At 67.3% G+C, this 16,993-nt stretch carries 15 protein-coding genes; 10 read left to right on the top strand and 5 right to left on the bottom strand.

Annotated elements, in window-relative coordinates:
- Positions 1-11 precede the first annotated feature (11 nt).
- Together ACTOWK_RS03025 and pssA are read right to left on the bottom strand one after the other, a co-directional pair.
- Positions 12-380 (bottom strand): alanine acetyltransferase, encoded by a 369-nt coding sequence (locus ACTOWK_RS03025; RefSeq protein ID WP_441328720.1) that lies wholly within the window; start codon positions 378-380, stop codon positions 12-14.
- Positions 377-1,153, bottom strand: coding sequence for a CDP-diacylglycerol--serine O-phosphatidyltransferase (pssA, locus tag ACTOWK_RS03020; RefSeq protein ID WP_441328719.1), 777 nt, complete (start codon positions 1,151-1,153; stop codon positions 377-379). Before pssA ends, ACTOWK_RS03025 begins: the two co-directional genes overlap by 4 nt.
- A 112-nt stretch (positions 1,154-1,265) precedes the next feature.
- On the opposite strand from pssA, the gene ACTOWK_RS03015 reads away from it, so the two are divergent.
- The 3 genes from ACTOWK_RS03015 to ACTOWK_RS03005 all read left to right on the top strand — a co-directional run bounded on the left by ACTOWK_RS03015 (position 1,266) and on the right by ACTOWK_RS03005 (position 4,478).
- A complete protein-coding gene (locus ACTOWK_RS03015; RefSeq protein ID WP_441328718.1) occupies positions 1,266-1,748 on the top strand; it encodes a DUF4124 domain-containing protein in 483 nt (160 codons plus the stop codon).
- Positions 1,749-1,933: 185 nt separating this feature from the next.
- Positions 1,934-3,646 carry a proline--tRNA ligase gene (locus ACTOWK_RS03010; protein WP_441328717.1) on the top strand — a complete coding sequence of 571 codons (1,713 nt, stop codon included), beginning with the start codon at positions 1,934-1,936 and terminating at the stop codon, positions 3,644-3,646.
- 448 nt (positions 3,647-4,094) lie between these two features.
- A complete protein-coding gene (locus ACTOWK_RS03005; RefSeq protein ID WP_441328716.1) occupies positions 4,095-4,478 on the top strand; it encodes an H-NS histone family protein in 384 nt (127 codons plus the stop codon).
- Positions 4,479-4,551: 73 nt separating this feature from the next.
- Here ACTOWK_RS03005 and ACTOWK_RS03000 read toward each other — a convergent pair whose 3' ends face one another.
- Positions 4,552-5,820, bottom strand: a complete 1,269-nt coding sequence (locus ACTOWK_RS03000; protein ID WP_441328715.1) for a threonine/serine ThrE exporter family protein — start codon at positions 5,818-5,820, stop codon at positions 4,552-4,554.
- A 126-nt stretch (positions 5,821-5,946) separates the two neighbouring features.
- Between ACTOWK_RS03000 and ACTOWK_RS02995 the strand changes: the two genes are divergently transcribed.
- The 6 genes from ACTOWK_RS02995 (at position 5,947) to ACTOWK_RS02970 (ending at position 11,980) form a co-directional block, all read left to right on the top strand.
- Positions 5,947-7,068, top strand: coding sequence for an MlaE family lipid ABC transporter permease subunit (locus ACTOWK_RS02995; protein ID WP_441328714.1), 1,122 nt, complete (start codon positions 5,947-5,949; stop codon positions 7,066-7,068).
- Positions 7,069-7,147: 79 nt separating this feature from the next.
- On the top strand, positions 7,148-7,981 hold the full coding sequence (locus ACTOWK_RS02990) for an ABC transporter ATP-binding protein (RefSeq protein ID WP_441328713.1): 834 nt from the start codon (positions 7,148-7,150) through the stop codon (positions 7,979-7,981).
- Positions 7,978-8,862 carry a CPBP family intramembrane glutamic endopeptidase gene (locus ACTOWK_RS02985; protein WP_441328712.1) on the top strand — a complete coding sequence of 295 codons (885 nt, stop codon included), beginning with the start codon at positions 7,978-7,980 and terminating at the stop codon, positions 8,860-8,862. The genes ACTOWK_RS02990 and ACTOWK_RS02985 overlap by 4 nt, the downstream gene beginning before the upstream one ends.
- Positions 8,863-8,908: 46 nt before the next feature.
- Complete coding sequence (locus ACTOWK_RS02980) at positions 8,909-9,838, top strand: MlaD family protein (RefSeq protein WP_441328711.1); 930 nt, start codon at positions 8,909-8,911, stop codon at positions 9,836-9,838.
- Positions 9,839-9,930: 92 nt separating this feature from the next.
- Positions 9,931-10,617, top strand: coding sequence for an ABC-type transport auxiliary lipoprotein family protein (locus ACTOWK_RS02975; RefSeq protein WP_441328710.1), 687 nt, complete (start codon positions 9,931-9,933; stop codon positions 10,615-10,617).
- Between the two features lie 175 nt (positions 10,618-10,792).
- Positions 10,793-11,980, top strand: a complete 1,188-nt coding sequence (locus ACTOWK_RS02970; protein WP_441328709.1) for a glycoside hydrolase family 16 protein — start codon at positions 10,793-10,795, stop codon at positions 11,978-11,980.
- A gap of 101 nt (positions 11,981-12,081) precedes the next feature.
- Here the strand turns inward: ACTOWK_RS02970 and ACTOWK_RS02965 are convergent, their stop codons facing one another.
- Positions 12,082-12,675, bottom strand: coding sequence for an alpha-ketoglutarate-dependent dioxygenase AlkB family protein (locus ACTOWK_RS02965; RefSeq protein ID WP_441328708.1), 594 nt, complete (start codon positions 12,673-12,675; stop codon positions 12,082-12,084).
- Positions 12,676-12,906: 231 nt separating this feature from the next.
- Between ACTOWK_RS02965 and ACTOWK_RS02960 the strand changes: the two genes are divergently transcribed.
- On the top strand, positions 12,907-14,556 hold the full coding sequence (locus ACTOWK_RS02960) for an electron transfer flavoprotein-ubiquinone oxidoreductase (RefSeq protein WP_441328707.1): 1,650 nt from the start codon (positions 12,907-12,909) through the stop codon (positions 14,554-14,556).
- A 127-nt stretch (positions 14,557-14,683) separates the two neighbouring features.
- Here ACTOWK_RS02960 and ACTOWK_RS02955 read toward each other — a convergent pair whose 3' ends face one another.
- Positions 14,684-16,936, bottom strand: a complete 2,253-nt coding sequence (locus ACTOWK_RS02955) for a ricin-type beta-trefoil lectin domain protein (protein ID WP_441328706.1) — start codon at positions 16,934-16,936, stop codon at positions 14,684-14,686.
- Positions 16,937-16,993 lie beyond the last annotated feature (57 nt).

Below are 16,993 nucleotides of genomic sequence, written 5' to 3'. Positions count from 1 at the left end.
CGCCTGCGCGCTCACCTCGTCGCGCTCCCGCGCCGCAGGGCCCGCAATTGCGGCCATAGCGCGCGTTTGGCGGCGGCATCGCCGCGCAGCGCCTGCGCATCGAACAGCGCCAACACGGTCGGATCGTCGGCGCCGCGACGCGCGGCGCGCAGCACGGCGCGCAGCAAGGCATCGCCGGTGCCCGCGCTTCGTCCGGGGGAGACCGGGCGCGCCGGCTCGGCGCGCTCTGCGGTCGCGACCGCTTCGGTCGAAGCGGCCGGCACCGAGGCCTCGCGTGCAACGACCGCCGGCTCCTCGACCTTGTCCGAAGCCAGCGTCATCACCGAGTGGCCCATCGCCTGCAGCCATTCGCGCTGCTCGGCGCTCCACAACGCGCTCATGGCGGGCCGGCCTCGGCCGGCGGCGTGCGCCGCAGACGCCGATAGACGGCCGAGACCGGGCCGGACAACGCGTACGGCGCGAAGATCGCCAGCAACACGCGCGGCGGGTCGATCGCGATCGCGATCACCACCACCACCACGATCAGGATCGCCAGGAACGGCACCCGGTCGTTGCGCGGGCCGCTGCCCTTGAAGCTGAAATAACGCATGCGGCTGACCATCAGCAGGCCGGCCACCACGGTCAGGGCCAGTGCGCCGTAGCGCAATTGCTCGCCGACCAGGTCGAAGCTGTGGCAGGTCCACACGAAGCTCGCCACCAACCCGGCCGCGGCCGGGCTGGCCAGGCCGATGAACCAGCGCTTGTCGACCTGGCCCACCTGCGAATTGAAGCGGGCCAGGCGCAGCGCCGCGCAGGCGGCATACAGGAAGGCGCCGATCCAGCCGATCTTGCCGGGGATCACCCCGTCGAGCTTGGTCGACTCCAGCGCCCAGTGGTACATGACCAGGGCCGGCGCCAGGCCGAAGCTGATCAGGTCGGCCAGCGAGTCGTACTGGACCCCGAATTCGCTCTGGGTGTTGGTCAGGCGCGCGACCCGGCCGTCGACGCCGTCGAGGATGGCGGCGATGAAGATCGCCATGCAGGCCTCGTCGAAGCGGCCCTGGGTGGCGGCGATGATCGCGTAGAAGCCGGCGAACAGGCCGCCGGTGGTGAACAGGTTGGGCAGCAGGTAAATGCCGCGTCCGCGCGGGCGGGGCGTGTGATGGGGTTCCATAACTGGGAAGTGTAGCGCTTGCCTGTGCCTCGGCAGGATGCTGCAATCGTCGCTTCCCCCGCTCGACCGGCTTTACGCCGTCCGTTCCGTTTGCCTGCCTCGGAGCTTCGCTATGCCCTGCCCGTCCCGCCACTCGCTATTTCGCGCCTTTCCGGCGCTCGCCGCCAGCGCGGTCCTGATCGCCCTGCTGGCCGCGCCGGCGGCTGCCACCGAGCTGTACCAGTGGAAGGACGCCAACGGCGTCACCCACTACTCCGATTCGCCGCCGCCGAACCAGGGCGGGGTCAAGAACCGGGTGATCAAGAACAAGTCCGGCACCGCCACCTCGGCCCAGTCCGCCAGCGAGGATGCCCCGGCCGAAAACGCCCAGTGCCTGACCGCGCGCGGCAACCTCAAGCAACTGCAGAGTTCGGCCTCGGTCGGCGTGGACGCCAACCGGGACGGCAAGCCCGACAACGTCCTCGACGCGCAGCAGCGCGCGGCCCAGGTCCAACTCGCCGAGTCGGCGGTCAAGGCCTATTGCACGCAGCCGGCGGCCCCGACCGCGGCACCGGCGCCGGCGCGTTCGTCGACCGCCAAGCAGGGCGAAGCCTGATCCAGGCCCTGCGGCCTGAGCACCAGTTGCTCATGAGCACGCCCCCGGCGGCCTGATCCAGGCCGCCCATCCCTCCCCGGACCGGCCGCTGCCGCTCCGGGGACCGGCCCGACCCATCCCGACGGACGGAGCCACCGCCTCGGCATGGCAAACTGTTCGCTTTCCACGTACGCGAACCCCAGCCGATGCGTCTGTCGCAATTCCATCTCCACACCAGCAAGGAAACGCCCGCCGAAGCCGAAATCGTCAGCCACAAGCTGATGCTCAAGGCCGGCATGATCCGCAAGCTCGCCGCCGGCCTCTACACCTGGTCGCCGCTGGGCCTGCGCGTGCTGCGCAAGGTCGAGCGCGCGGTGCGCGAGGAGATGAACGCCGCCGGCGCGATCGAAGTGCTGATGCCGTCGGTGCAGCCGAAGGAGCTGTGGGAAGAGACCGGGCGCTGGGAGAAATTCGGCGGCCAACTGCTGAAGATCCAGGACCGCAAGGAAGCCTGGTACTGCTACGGCCCGACCCACGAGGAAGTCATCACCGATTTCGCCCGCAACGAGCTGGCCAGCTACAAGCAGCTGCCGGTCAACTTCTTCCAGATCCAGACCAAGTTCCGCGACGAGATCCGCCCGCGCTTCGGGGTGATGCGCGCGCGCGAGTTCCTGATGAAGGACGCCTACTCCTTCCATCTCAGCGACCAGGACCTGGATCGCGAATACCGCAACATGTACGACACCTACAGCCGCATCTTCACCCGCCTGGGCCTGAAGTTCCGCGCGGTGTTCGCCGACACCGGCGCGATCGGCGGCAGCGCCTCGCACGAGTTCCACGTGCTGGCCGACTCGGGCGAGGACGCGATCGCGTTCTCGGACGGTTCGGACTACGCCGCCAACGTCGAACTCGCCGAAGCGGTGGCGCCGCATGCGCGCGCCGCGGCCGCCGAGGCCCTGCGCAAGGTCGACACGCCGACCCAGAAGACCTGCGAAGACGTCGCTGCGCTGATGGGCATCGCCCTGGCGCGCACGGTCAAGTCGGTCGCGATCGTCGGTGCCGACGGCGAAGGCAAGCCGCAGTTCGTGCTGGCGCTGGTGCGCGGCGACCACATCGTCAACGAGATCAAGCTGTCCAAGCTTGCCGGCCTGGCCGAATACCGCCTCGCCACCGAAGCCGAGATCCTCGAACACCTCGGCGCACAACCTGGCTTCCTGGGCCCGGTCAAGCCGATCAAGACCATCCGCGTGATCGCCGACCGCAGCGTCGCGGCGATGCACGACTTCGTGGTCGGCGCCAACGAAAACGGCTACCACCTGGCCGGCACCAATTGGGGCCGCGACCTGGCCGAACCCGACGAGGTCGCCGACATCCGCAACGCCGTCGCCGGCGATCCCTCGCCCGACGGCCAGGGCACGCTCGGCATCGCCCGCGGCATCGAGGTCGGCCACGTGTTCCAGCTCGGCCGCAAATACGCCGAAGCGATGAAGCTGACCGTGCTCGACGAAACCGGCAAGGCCGCCACCCCGGCGATGGGCTGCTACGGCATCGGCGTGTCGCGCATCGTCGCCGCGGCGATCGAACAGAACCACGACGAGGCCGGTATCGCCTGGCCCGAGGCGATGGCGCCGTGGCAGGCGGTGGTGTGCGTGATCAACCCCAAGAACGACGCCGCGGTGAGCGAAGCCGCCCAGGCCCTGTACCGGGAACTGCTGGCGGCCGGAGTCGATGCCGCACTCGACGATCGCGGCCTGCGCCCGGGCGCGATGTTCGCCGACATGGAACTGATCGGCGTCCCGCACCGCGTGGTGGTGTCCGAGCGCGGCCTGGCCGCGGGCAGTTTCGAATACCGCCACCGCCGCGCCAGCGAAGCCGAGAATCTCGACCGCGCCGCGGTGCTGGCGCGGATCGCCGGATAAGCCCGGCGATTACCTTGCCGCTTACCTCCCTGCCCCAATGGAATAGGTCGGGGAGGTAAGTCCGGGAGGTAAGTCGGGCGAGATAAGTCGGGGATGGCCTGCAGCGGGCACGAGCGGCACCGATCGATTATCGGTAACAACCGGAATACCGCCCGCCCGTACGGTGCGCGCGGTTTATGGCAAATACATTGCAAACCGCGCCCGGCGGCACGACGGGACGGGGCCGCGACGAGACATGCCTGCCTACTACCTTCGTGCAGTTAGCACCGCGGCCAATACCCGATTACATTAATCCACGCGTCGACGGCGAATCCGATGGATTCGCCCCCTATAAGAACGCGAATATCTACACGGACCTTCGGCACATTTACGCGGAGGGAATGTGCCTTTACTATTCCGCCGCGCGCCAGGGACTGGCCAAAATCCGAACCCACTCCCCGGAGGCTCCATGTCGATCGATCTCTCCACGTTGTCCGCGAAAGAACTCGAGTCACTGATCAGCCAGGCCAAGAAACGCAAGACCACCCTCAACAAGCGCAAGCCCATTGCTGCAGTGCGCAAGAAGGTCGCGACCTTGCTCAAGACCGAGGGCTACACCCTCGAAGAATTGTTCGGCGCCGCCGCGCCCAGCAGCCGCGCCACCAAGGCGACGAAGGCCCCCAAGCCCGCTGCCGCGGACCGCAAGGCCCGCAAGCCGCTCGGCAAGGTCGCACCGAAGTACCGCAACCCCGGCAATACCGCGGAAACCTGGACCGGCCGCGGCAAACAGCCGCGCTGGCTGGCCGCGTACGTCGCCGCGGGTCGCAAGATCGACGATTTCCTGATCAAGTAATCGGCGATGCGCAGCGAAGAGGCCGGCCTTGCGCCGGCTTTTTTGTGGGCGCGGGAAAATCCGCGGCCCGGGCTTAGAGATTCCGCCGCGCCGGCAGCAACAGATTGCCGAATATCAGCCCGGCGATCAGCGCCAGCAGGATATTGAGCACGGCCAATACCGCATCCTGGCCGACGTTGACGTCCTGCTGCTGGATCATCGACAACAGGCCGCGCAGGCTGACGCTGCCGGGGACCAGCATGATGATGCCGGGCACGCGGATGATCGCGCCGGGCCGATTACCCCAACGGGCATAGGCATTGCCGACCGCGGTCAGGGTCAGCGCGGCGAGGAATATCCCGGCCGGGCTGCCCCAGGCCAGGCCGACGAAGCGGGAAATCAGATAACCGCCGGCAGCCGCGGCCATGACCTTGGGATAATCGCTGCGATGGGCGCGGAACAACACCGCGAACGCGTAGGCGGCTATCGCGATGCCGCACCACTCGACCCAGGCCTCCTGCGGACGCGAAGCACGGATCTGCGGCTGCAGCCCGATCAGGTCGGTCAGGTACAGCGCGATCACCGTGCCGACCGCGAGTTTCACCACCGTGGTCAGGGCGCCGGCGAAGCGCGCCGTGCCCGAGACCAGGTGCTGGCTGGTCAGCTCGTTGACCGCATTGGTCAGGGCCAGCCCGGGCAGCAATACGATCAGCGATGCGATGATCACCGTGTTCTGGTTCAAGGGCGCGATGAAGCTGGCGACCAGCACGGTCATGCTGGCCGCGAACATCGCCGCGATCGCTTCCAGCGCTTCCTTGAAGCGCGGGCGCGAGCCGGAGATGTCGACCAGCAGGCCGATCATCAGGCCGTTGATCGCGGCCACGCCGATGTCCAGCCACGGCAGCCGCAGCAGGCTCGCGACCGCGCCGGCGGCGAGGCCATAGGCGACCACCTGCATGGCGCGCCAGCGCTTGCTGCGCGGCCGGTCCAGTTGTTCGAGCGCAGCGTGGCCGGCGGCCAGGTCGAGACGCCCGGCCATGACCTCTTCGGCGATGCGGTCGGTCTCGCTGAGCCGGTACAGATCGTTCTCGCCGGGCGGCAGCCGGATCACCCGCGTGGTGTCGCTGTCGCCGAGCGGCCGGTTGGGATCGCTGAAGGTCAGGATCAGGCCGGTCGGGTTGGACCACGGCTCACATTCCAGACGCAGCTTCTGCGCGACCGCCGTCACCGCCCCCTCCAGGCGCTGGGCGGTGGTGCCATAGCTGTGCAAGCGCTCGGCCAGCTCGACGACGAAGGCGATGCGGGCGGCATAGCTGGTGGCGCTGAGCGGATGCGGAGTCGACATAGCGGCGAAGCATCGCATGCGCGCGCGCCGCTGGGCAGACGGGCCGCGCGACCGGTTCGGGCTTCGGTCGGTCAGTCGGTCGGCCGGCGCTGCACGTGACACTCACCTTGCCGTCACTAGCCTGTATTCTCCGCCCGAGGCTCTATGACCGTACCGACCACGCACGCGCCGGAAATCACCGCCGATGGCCAAGCGCCCTCGCGGCTACGCCTTTCCGGATGCTGGACGCTCGAGCACGCGATCCATATCTCCGAAGCGCTCAAGGGCGCCCCGGAAGGCGCCACCCAGATCGACGCCAGCGGGGTCGAACGGCTCGACTCGGTCGGCGTGCTGCAGCTGATGCGCTATGCGCGCCGGCACGAGCTCGATTTCGATACCGCCTTCAGCTTCCACGACAGTCACCGCGCCCTGGTCAGCGCGATCGAGGACGTCGCCGACGAACGCCCGAAGAAGAAACGCGAGTACGGCTTCCAGGCCGCGCTCGCGCGCCTGGGCTTCGCGGTCACCGACAACTGGAAGGAAGTGCTGGCCCTGGTCGCCTTCTTCGGCGAAACCCTGGTCAAGATGCTGCGTCTGTTCAAGGACCCGGGCCGCTTCCGCCCGACCGCCACGGTCCACCACATGGAGCAGGTCGGCCTCGACGCGGTGCCGCTGATCGCGCTGCTGTGCTACCTGGTCGGCGCGGTCGTGGCCTTCCTCGGCTCGACCATCCTCAAGGACTTCGGCGCGACCATCTTCGTGGTCGAGCTGGTCAGCATCGCCTTCCTGCGCGAGTTCGGCGTGCTGCTGACCGCGATCGTGCTCGCCGGCCGCACCGCCAGCGCCTTCACCGCGCAGATCGGCGCGATGGTCAGCCGCGAAGAGGTCGACGCCATCCGCACCCTCGGCATGGACCCGATCGACCTGCTGGTGATCCCGCGCGTGCTCGCCCTGCTGGTGATGCTGCCGCTGCTGACCTTCATCGCCATGGTCGCCGGCTTGCTAGGCGGCCTCACCGTCGGCGCCTACGGCCTGGACATTCCGCCGCAGCAATACCTGGCGCGCATGCACGACACCATGCAACTGCGGCATTTCCTGGTGGGCCTGTCGAAGGCGCCGATCTTCGCCCTGCTGATCAGCCTGATCGGCTGCCTGGAAGGCCTGCAGGTCGAGGGCACCGCGCAGTCGGTCGGCGAACGCACCACCTCGAGCGTGGTCCAGGCGATTTCGCTGGTGATCGTGCTCGATGCCTTCTTCGCGATCTGGTTCATGGAGATGGGCTGGTGAAGCGGGGACTCGGGACTCGGGACTCGGGACTCGCAAGGCGGCTTGCGGGCGCGTGCGTGCCCGACGCGGAGAGAGCGCTGTGACGAGTCCCGAGTCCCGAGTCCCGAGTCCCGAAGACGACGCCCCGATCATCCGCATCCGCGGCCTGGTCAATCGGTTCGGCGAACAGGTCGTGCACGACGGCCTCGACCTGGACGTGCGGCGCGGCGAGATCATCGGCGTGGTCGGCGGCTCGGGCACCGGCAAGTCGGTGATGATGCGGTCTATCCTGGGCCTGCGTAAGCCCGATGCCGGCGAGATCGAAGTACTGGGCATCGATGCGCGCAACCCCGACCCGCGCCTGCGCCGCGAGATCGAGCGCAACACCGGCGTGCTGTTCCAGGACGGCGCGCTGTTCTCGTCGCTGACCGTCGGCGAAAACGTGCAGGTGCCGCTGAAGGAGTACCACAGCGACCTGCCCGATTCGCTGCGCTACGAACTGTCGCTGCTCAAGGTCAAGCTGGCCGGCCTGCCGGCCGACGCGATCGACAAGCTGCCCTCGCAGCTATCGGGCGGCATGCGCAAACGCGCCGGCCTGGCGCGCGCACTGGCGCTGGATCCGCCGCTGCTGTTCCTCGACGAGCCCACCGCAGGCCTCGACCCGATCGGCGCGGCCGCGTTCGATCGCCTGATCCGCACCCTGCAGCAGGCGCTCGGCCTGACCGTGTTCCTGATCACCCACGACCTCGACACCCTGTACGCGATCTGCGACCGCATCGCCGTGCTCGCCGACAAGAAAGTCATCGCCTGCGCGCCGATCGCCGAAGTCGAAAAGCTCGACCACCCCTGGGTGCAAGAGTATTTCCACGGCCCGCGCGCGCGCGCCGCGCAGGTCGCGCGCGACCAGAACCTCGCGGATGCGCCGCCTCGATGAGCGCCTGGGGACTGCCGGCCGACGCGCTGTGGAGCGTGTCGCTATGGGGATTGCTGTGCACCGCCGCGGCCTTGCTGTGGTGGCCGAAGGCGCGCGCGGCCAGCCTGCTCCTGCTCGGCGCGGTGGTGGCCGGCGCGCTGTTGCGCGGGCTGCTCGATCCCATCGCGCTGGTGTCCTTCGCCCTGCTCGGCCTCGCCGCCTCGCTGGTACGGCCGACGCGCGGCAGGGGCTGGCGCATCGCCGGCCATGTGCTGTTCGTGCTGGTCGCCTTCGCCCTGGGCCTGCACCTGATGCCGGGCTTCCACAACCCGCAATGGCTGACCGATCTGCGGCTGACGCCCGATGCCGCGCCGATGTCGCTGTACTTCAATTTCGACAAACCCTTGGCCGGGTTCTGGCTGCTGCTGTGCTGGCCCTTGCTGAAGCGCTTCGGCGAAGGCGAACGCCCGCTCGCCGCCTCGCTGTCGGCCGGGCTGATCGGCGCCGCCGTGGCCGCGCTGCTCTGCCTCGGCCTGGCGCTGGCGCTGGGCGTGATCGCCTGGGCGCCGAAGTGGCCGACCTTCGGCCCGGCCTGGGCGCTCAACAATCTGCTGTTGGTCGCACTGGCCGAAGAGGCCATGTTCCGCGGCTATCTGCAGGAGGCCTTGCAGCGGCGCTGGCGCGAGCTGCGCCACGGCGCGACCTACGCGACCATGCTGTCGGCGCTGGCCTTCGGCCTGGTCCATGCCGGCGGCGGCTGGCGTTGGGTGTTGCTGGCGAGCCTGGCCGGCCTGGCTTACGGTTGGGCCTATCGCAAGGGCGGCCTGTTCGGCGCCGTGCTCGCCCACTTCGGCCTCAACCTCATTCATTTCACCGCGTTTACCTATCCCATGCTGGCATGATGCCGGCCATGAAACACGGCAACGCCCCGTCGTTCAAAGGTGCCTGATGGAAACCAAGGCCAATTACGTCCTCATCGGTGCGTTCACGATCGTCGTGACGCTGTTCCTGCTGTTGTTCGCCCTGTGGGCGGCCAAGTACTCCTCGGAGAAGAGCTGGCGCGAGTACGCGGTGATCTTCAACGAACCGGTCACCGGCCTGTCGGAGGGCAGCACCGTGCAGTACAACGGCATCTCGGTCGGCACCGTGCAGCAGCTGAGCCTGGCACCGGACGACCCGCGCCGGGTCATCGCCAAGCTGCGCCTGCAGGCCGACGCGCCGATCAAGACCGACACCCGCGCCAAGCTGTCGCTGACCGGCATCACCGGCAGCCCGATCATCCAGCTCACCGGCGGCAGCCCGAACAGCCCGGCGCTGGCCGATGCCGAACGCAGCAGCGACATCCCGGTGATCCAGACCGAGGCCTCGGCGCTGCAGAACATCGCCGACACCGCCAACCGCCTGGTCGCGCGCATGGACCAGGTGCTCAGCGACGACAACGTCAAGCACGTGTCGAACACGCTGGCCAACATCGAATCGCTGACCGGTTCGATCGCCGGCCAACGCGAAGACCTGCGCGCGCTGATCACCAACGCGCGCAAGTCGAGCGAGCAGCTCGCCGTCACCCTCAACACCACCAACCGCGCGGTCGAGAGCGTCGACCGCGAACTGGTCGACAAGCTGCCGGGCTTGATTAGCAAGCTCGACAGCACCCTGACCAAACTCGACTCGGCCGCGACCGGCGCCAACGGCATCCTCACCGACAACCGCGCCGCGATCAGCAGCTTCGCCAACGACGGCCTGGCCCAGCTCGGCCCGACCCTGAGCGAACTGCGCTCGCTGGTGCGCGACCTGCGCCGGATCAGCGACCGTCTCGACAGCAACCCGACCCGCTACCTGCTGGGCCGCGATGCGACCAAGGAATTCGAGCCTAAATGAGGCGCTTGGCTGGGTTATCGAGTGCGTGCTTATCGACTGCGTGGCCGGCCGAGCGTAGCGGCGAACCTTCGACTCATGTTGCGAAGACGATCATGACTCAGACTTTCCGATTCAATGCAGCTTCCTGCGGCTTCGCTTGCGTACGTCGCTTCGGTTGGCTCCTCGCGAGCGCGGCCGCGCTGACCTTGGCCGGTTGCTCGTCGATCCTCGGCGAGAAGCCGAAGACGCCGACCGTCCAGTACGCGCCCGATCCGCGCGTGCAGGCCGATCCGTCCTGGCCGAGCGCGAACTGGCAGTTGGCGTTGAGCACGCCGAACGCGGCGCGCATGATCGACAGCCTGCGCATCGCGGTGCGCCCGACCGGCAACGAGATCGAGGTCTACAAGGGCGCGGCCTGGGCCAAGCTGCCGAGCAGCATGATCGAGGACGCGCTGCTGCGTACGCTCGAGGACTCCGGCAAGATCGCCGCGGTCGCGCGCCAGGGCAGCGGCATCGGCGGCGACTACAAGTTGGTGCTCGATATGCGCCGTTTCGAGTCCGACTACGGCCAGGGTGCGGCGGTGCCGTCGGCGACCATCGAGATCAACGCCAAGCTGATGCACAACGCCGATCAGAAGGTCGTCGCCTCGCACACTTTCCTGCAGGCGCAACCGGCCGCGACCACCGCGGTGCCCGACGTGGTCGAAGCGTTCGAGCGCTCGCTGGAAACCATCACCGGCCAGATCGCCGGCTGGACGCTGACCTCGGGCGACGCGCACGACAAGACCCACAAGCGCTGATCGCGTTGCGGCCGTCGCGGCCGCACCCTTCCCCAGGCCGCCGCGGCGCCGGCCTCTCGCGAACATCGCGTGAAGGCTTTGCGCAAGAATGTACGCGGTGACCGGCGACACAAGCCGCCCTGGACCCGCTACCTAGACTGCCCTGGCGCCGTCGTGGCGCACACAGGGGATAGGCATGACCGCACCGTTCTCGCAACGCCGTCGCGCCAGCGCCCGGCGCGCCCTGCTCGCACTTGCGATGGCCCTGGAACTGATCGTCTGCGCCGGTCTGGCCCAGGCCACGCCGCCCGGCACCATCGACTACGAAACCATCGGCGCGACGCCGCTGCATGCGCTCGGCCGCGACGTGCAGGCGCCCGACACCACTACCAACGTCTTGTTCGGTGCGCAGCTGGCGAACCCGCAACCGGTCACCTACGAGCAGATCGTGTTCGCGGTGCGCGATGGCGCCGACCGCAACTTCGACCTCGGCCACCAGAGCGGCTATACGGTGGGCACCAGCGTGCGCGAACTCACCGGCAACGGCCGCTTCCCGGTCGGCCAATATCGTTACTGGGTTTCCTACTACGCCAACGGGCGCTGGACCGATCTGGCGCCGCAACGCAGCTTCGCCGTAACCGCGGCGCCGGTCACCGACCCGACCGCGACGCGCCCGCTCGGCGCCGGCACGAACTGGGTCTATCGCTTCGGCGACGAGTTCGACGGCAGCGCCGTCGATTGGACTAAGTGGGCCGACGACTCTTCGGCCGAGGCCGACCACGGCCACGGCAACCCCGGCAATCAGCAACTGGAATGGAACCAGGGCAAGAACTGTTCGGTCGGCAACGGCGTATTGTCGATGCTCGCCAAGCGCGAGACCGCGACTTCGCCTTCGGGCCGCCGCTACGACTGGACTTCGTGCCTGCTGTCCTCGCACAAGCGCTACAACTTCCGCTACGGCTTCATCGAAGCGCGCATGAAGTTGCCGGCCGCAGCCGGCTTCTGGCCTGCGTTCTGGACCTTCCAGGCCCCCGGCGCGCAGCAATGGAACGAGACCGACGTGTTCGAGTATTACTCCGACAACAAGAGCCGGCTGTACTTGAACCAGTACGTGATCAAGAACGGCGTCGAGCAATTGGACGGCTACATCCACGCGCCCGGCTTCGACCCGAGCGCCGGCTACCACGTCTACGGCGCCGACATCGCCCCCGATGCGACGCGCTTCTACATCGACGGCCGACTGGTGCGCACCACCGCCAACGTCAGCCAGATCGACACCTCGATCCTGATCGACCATTTCGTCTACGCGGGCAAACCGCCCGCGGCGACGACGCAATCGGCGACCACCTGGGTCGATTACGTCCGCGCCTGGCAGCGGCCGTAAGCGGAGGACGCCCGGCCGCGCTGGCTCTTGAGTAGGAGCGGCGCAAGCCGCAACCGCGCCGACTCAACTGCGACGCAAGCCACCGCAAAGCCAAGACCATCTCAAGCCCGCGGCCCGATCACCCGAAACGTCAGGTTGATCCGCTCGCCCACCGGACGCACCGTGCGCGGCAGCGCATGGCGAAAATTCGCCTGTGTAGGCCCCGACATCACCAGCAGGCTGCCGTGCCCCAGTTCCAGCGCACCCTTCAGCTCTGCGCGGCGCCGGTGCTTGAGTGCGAAACGCCGCGTCGCCCCCAGGCTCAGGGACGCGATCACCGGCCTTCGCCCGAGCTCACGCTCGTCGTCGCTGTGCCAGCCCATCGCATCGCGGCCGTCGCGGTAACGATTGGCGAGCACGCTGTTGAAACCGACGCCGAGTTCGCTCATCAGCCGCTCACGGATCGGCGCCAGCGCAGCCGGCCAGGGATGCGGGCGGAAGTCGGCGCCGGAGTACCGGTAGTGCGCCTCGGGATCGCCGATCCAACTGCTGAGCCGCGGCGAATCGTGCTCGCGCCCGAACAGGCGGATGCGGTGCACCTCCCAGCGGATGTCCTCGACCAGGGCGGCGTGCAGGGCATCGGCGGCGTGGCGCTCCAGCCAGTGCGGATCGAAAGCCAGTTCGGCGTCTTCCAGAGGCAGGCGTTGCAAGGGCATGGCGGCACGCTAGCACGCGTCGCGCGGGCCTCGCGATCCGGATCTTGCGCCGGCCCGGCCCCGGCCAGCCGGGCGCCATACGCCCGTCGCCGCGATCGTCCGGGAACGCGTGCGCAACAGTACGCAAAGCGTTTTAAACGCCGGCGCAATGCGACGCCGGTCCGGGCCGATTTGGCGCTGCCGCCGCAAACCCGCGACAATAGGCGGATCGCACGCCAGAGTCCCGCCAGCATGAGCGAACAGCCGATCGATACGGTCCAGCCGTCCGACACGCCAGCCATCGAAATCGAACGCGACGTCATGGAATACGACGTCGTCACCGTCGGCGCCGGCCCGGCCGGGCTGTCGTTCGCGATCCGGCTCAAGCAGCTCAATCCGGAGCTGTCGGTCTGCGTGATCGAAAAATCCAGCACCATCGGTGCGCACATCCTGTCCGGCGCGGTGATCGAGACCGGCCCCCTGGACGCGCTACTGCCGAACTGGCGCGACAACCCGCCGCCAATCTGCGTGCCGGCCACCGACGACGAGTTCTGGCTGCTCAGCAAGAGCGGCGGCCGCAAGCTGCCGGTGCCGCCGGGCATGCACAACAAAGGCAACGTCATCGTCAGCCTCGGCGCGATGTGCGCCTGGCTGGCGCCGCAGGCCGAAGCCCTGGGCGTGGAGATCTACCCCGGCTTCGCCGCCGCCGAGACCCTGCACGACCCCGACGGCCGCGTCGCCGGCGTGCGCATCGGCGACATGGGCATCGCCAAGGACGGCAGCCACAAGTCCGGCTTCACCGCCGGCATCGACATCCGCGCCAAGGTCACCGTGTTCGCCGAAGGCGCGCGCGGCCATCTGACCAAGCGCCTGATCAAACGCTTCAAGCTCGATGCCGACAGCGACCCGCAGGGTTATTCGATCGGCATCAAGGAGTTGTGGCAGGTGCCCGAAGACCGGGTCAGCCCGGGCAAGATCGTGCACAGCTTCGGCTGGCCGGCCGACAGCCACACCTACGGCGGCAGCTTCCTGTATCACCTCGACAAGGGCCGCATCGCGCTCGGCTACGTCAGCGGCCTGGATTACCGCGACCCCGACTACAAGCCGTGGGAGGCCTTCCAACAGTGGAAGAACCATCCGATGGTCAAGCCGCTGCTCGAGGGCGGGACCCTCGTTTCGGCCGGCGCCCGCGCCATCGTGACCGGCGGCTACCAGTCGCTACCGAAAGTCGAGATGCCCGGCGCCCTGCTGATCGGCGATACCGCCGGCCTGCTCAACGTGCCCAAAGTCAAGGGCACCCATCAGGCGATCCGCTCCGGCATGCTCGCCGCCGAACACCTGGCGCAGTCGCTGAGCAGCGAGGGCTTCGACGCCAAGCTGCGCGCCTCCGACGCGATGGCCGAGCTCAAGAAGGTCCGCAACATCAAGCCCGCGTTCAAGCGCGGCCTGTGGTTCGGCATGCTCAACGCCGCCTGGGAAACCGTCACCGGCGGACTTTCGCCGTGGACTTTGAAGAACAAACCCGACTGGTCGTCGCTGCAAAAGCTGGGCGAAGCCGAACAGCCCAAGCGCGACTACGTCGACCGCAGCCTGGCCCCGCGCGATCGCCTGGCCTCGGTGTACTTCGCCGCGACCGAGCACGACGAAGACCAGCCGGTGCACCTCAAGGTCGCCGACACCAACATCTGCATCACCCAGTGCGCCGAGGAATACGGCAACCCCTGCACGCGCTTCTGCCCGGCCGGCGTCTACGAGATCGTCGAAGAAGCCGGCGCCAAGCGCCTGCAGATCAACTCGGCGAACTGCGTGCACTGCAAGACCTGCGACATCAAGGACCCGTACGAGATCATCAACTGGGTCACCCCGGAAGGCGGCGCGGGGCCGAATTACCAGAACCTCTGAGCGGTATTACAGCCAGCAATCCGAAAAACGAAAACGGCGCGATCAGTCATGATCGCGCCGTTTTTTGATTCCATCGTTCGCACGCAACACCATCGGTCTGCATACGTAGAAATGGAACGCGGCTCGGTTACTTCCAATAAAATGTCCAGCGTTGATTCAGTCCGAGGTGGCAGTCCCACATATGCACTCTGGATCCGTTGTACTGCCCGTAGCCGGGATCGTCGAGACAGCGATTGCTGAGCCGGCTGCGGATTTCTCCGCGCAGCGCCCACGACTGATGGGGCAGACCATTGCACTGCCACATCCTGACCGGAGCTCCGTTGTCGGACCGACCATTTGCGACTTCGAGGCAATTGTTACCGTAACCGAGGATCTGCCCTCTCGCACCCAATCGCCATTTTTGCTGCGGATTCGAGTTGCAATCCCACAACTGCACCGGAGTACCGGACGCGGTGCCGGCCCCTTGGACATCGAGGCATTTCCCGTCCTTACCTTTGATTTCTCCACTGAGAGAGTCGAAGAACCATGTCTGATGCGGCGTATTGCTGCTGTCCCAAAGCTGGATAAGAGTGCCATTAGCGGAAGAACCAGCGGCAGCGTCCAGCACCCGTCCACCGCTGGCCACGACAGCCGAGCCATTGAAGTACCAAGACTGATTGCTGGTACCGGCTGAATCCCATAACTGCAGTTGCGATCCGTTCGCGGTACCGTAGGCCGCTACGTCGAGCGCACGGCCACTGCCCACGCCGATGATCGCTCCGAGCTCGTTAGCGAAAGACCACTGCTGGTGGACTTCGCCGCTGCAATCCCAGACTTGAATCGCAGAGCCAGCAGAAGTCGCTTTGCCTCGCACGTCGAGGCACTTGCCTCCGACGCCGACCATCCATCCGGACTTGGCGGTATCGACGACAGTCGATGCGCGGAACGTCGCGATGATGGGCATGGTCTGGTTGAGGGTCTGCGCCGTATCGGCTTGACCGCTGACGCCGCATACGAAACCGCCACAGCTCGTCAGTCGCGGATTGGAGAAAACCCGATAAGAGGTCTGGCCCGGATCGCCGTACGCCATGATGTCGTAGAAATTGCCGCTGCCGGCACCGGCCTTGTAGCCGAACGAATACGCGTAAGCGCCGTACTGCAGGCTGCCGCCCGAGGAGGCCGTCGCACGATCGTGCTGCGCGCCCATGTTGTGGCCCAATTCGTGCGCGAAGGTTTCGTCGCGGCAGAAATAGGTCGTGCCGCCGTCGTTCTGGCGCCCATCGCTGACGACCGAATAACCGTTGGGCGCCGATGACGTGGTGATCGGTTGCTGGCCGCCGCCGAGCAACCATGCGATGCCGCAACCGTCCTGTGCAGTGCGATCGTACTTGCGCACGAACGAGACCAGATCGGCGCCGTATTGGTCGCGCGCCGCACGCAGTGCATTGAAGGCCGGATCGACCGGCGTCGTGCGCGTGCCGGTCATCTTTTCCAACGCGCTGCCGTTGTCGGAGCTGTCCGCATAGTTGACCTGCATGGCGTGGACCATGCGGATACGCGCGGTGATCTGGCTGTTGACGTAGGCCTGATTGGTGACTTCGACCAGGTAGTTGAGCCGGGTGACGGCCTGTGACGCGCCGCCCAAGCCGGTGGCGAAACCGTTGCTGTAACCGACCAGGACATCGACCAGGACCTGGCCGTCGGCCGCGGTCTCGGCGGCGCCGATCGAAGCGCTGGTCGGCGCGACGCTCGATGCCTTCGCCGCCGCGCTCGGTATCAGATAGTCGTCTGCGTTATCGGGGCCGCGCGCGTTGTCGATCAGCGCCAGCTTCGCCGGATCGGTCTCGACCAACCAGGACTTGCCGTCGCGCAAGGTCAACTTCAGCGCGGGCTTGCCGGGCTGGGCGATGCTGCCGAACACGGCGCGTTCGCCGAAAGTGATGATGGCCTCTTGGGCGAGGCCGCCACGTTCGATGCGTCCGACCCAGGTCCAGTCGCCGCTCGGATGTTCGACATGGCGCTCGTAACGGAAGTCGAGTTTTTCGCCCGAGGGCGTGGTGATGCGCAAATGGCCGCCGGCGATCGCGGCGAGCGCGTGCTCCTCGCTCAATTCGACGCGATGCCAGGTATAGGCGCCTTCGGAGAGTGCAGGCTGTTTGGGCGGATAAACGGCCAAATCGCCGCGATCGGGGAGACGTGCGAAGCCGGCCGCGGCGGCCCGTCGCGTCGCAAGCCGCGCCGATACCGGATCTGCGAATGGACTCGGTGCCGTCCCCATTGCCGGAGCGGGCGTCGCCGCTCCGCTCGCAAGCCTTGGACCGACTGAGGAACGACCGGAGTCGGATGACGTGCAGCCGGCCACGAACAGGACCAGCATCCCCAGGAAAGCCAAATTGCGCATCGCGACCAGCCAAATAAAAGCAGCGCCGCATCCTGCATCCGTGGCGGAGATACTTCA

It is taken from the genome of Lysobacter sp. CA196, from assembly GCF_052078695.1.
Lineage (GTDB): Bacteria > Pseudomonadota > Gammaproteobacteria > Xanthomonadales > Xanthomonadaceae > Lysobacter.
The sequence above is the reverse complement of the archived record's forward strand: the minus strand, read 5'-3'. Positions and strand labels throughout refer to the sequence as shown.

Coding starts and splice junctions, on each gene's coding strand:
- pssA (WP_441328719.1), bottom strand. CDS start 1,153: ATGGAACCCCATCACACGCCCCGCCCGCGCGGACGCGGCATTTACCTG.
- ACTOWK_RS03015 (WP_441328718.1), top strand. CDS start 1,266: ATGCCCTGCCCGTCCCGCCACTCGCTATTTCGCGCCTTTCCGGCGCTC.
- ACTOWK_RS02960 (WP_441328707.1), top strand. CDS start 12,907: ATGAGCGAACAGCCGATCGATACGGTCCAGCCGTCCGACACGCCAGCC.
- ACTOWK_RS02985 (WP_441328712.1), top strand. CDS start 7,978: ATGAGCGCCTGGGGACTGCCGGCCGACGCGCTGTGGAGCGTGTCGCTA.
- ACTOWK_RS02975 (WP_441328710.1), top strand. CDS start 9,931: ATGACTCAGACTTTCCGATTCAATGCAGCTTCCTGCGGCTTCGCTTGC.
- ACTOWK_RS03010 (WP_441328717.1), top strand. CDS start 1,934: ATGCGTCTGTCGCAATTCCATCTCCACACCAGCAAGGAAACGCCCGCC.
- ACTOWK_RS02980 (WP_441328711.1), top strand. CDS start 8,909: ATGGAAACCAAGGCCAATTACGTCCTCATCGGTGCGTTCACGATCGTC.
- ACTOWK_RS03000 (WP_441328715.1), bottom strand. CDS start 5,820: ATGCGATGCTTCGCCGCTATGTCGACTCCGCATCCGCTCAGCGCCACC.
- ACTOWK_RS02995 (WP_441328714.1), top strand. CDS start 5,947: ATGACCGTACCGACCACGCACGCGCCGGAAATCACCGCCGATGGCCAA.
- ACTOWK_RS03005 (WP_441328716.1), top strand. CDS start 4,095: ATGTCGATCGATCTCTCCACGTTGTCCGCGAAAGAACTCGAGTCACTG.
- ACTOWK_RS02970 (WP_441328709.1), top strand. CDS start 10,793: ATGACCGCACCGTTCTCGCAACGCCGTCGCGCCAGCGCCCGGCGCGCC.
- ACTOWK_RS02965 (WP_441328708.1), bottom strand. CDS start 12,675: ATGCCCTTGCAACGCCTGCCTCTGGAAGACGCCGAACTGGCTTTCGAT.
- ACTOWK_RS02955 (WP_441328706.1), bottom strand. CDS start 16,936: ATGCGCAATTTGGCTTTCCTGGGGATGCTGGTCCTGTTCGTGGCCGGC.
- ACTOWK_RS03025 (WP_441328720.1), bottom strand. CDS start 380: ATGAGCGCGTTGTGGAGCGCCGAGCAGCGCGAATGGCTGCAGGCGATG.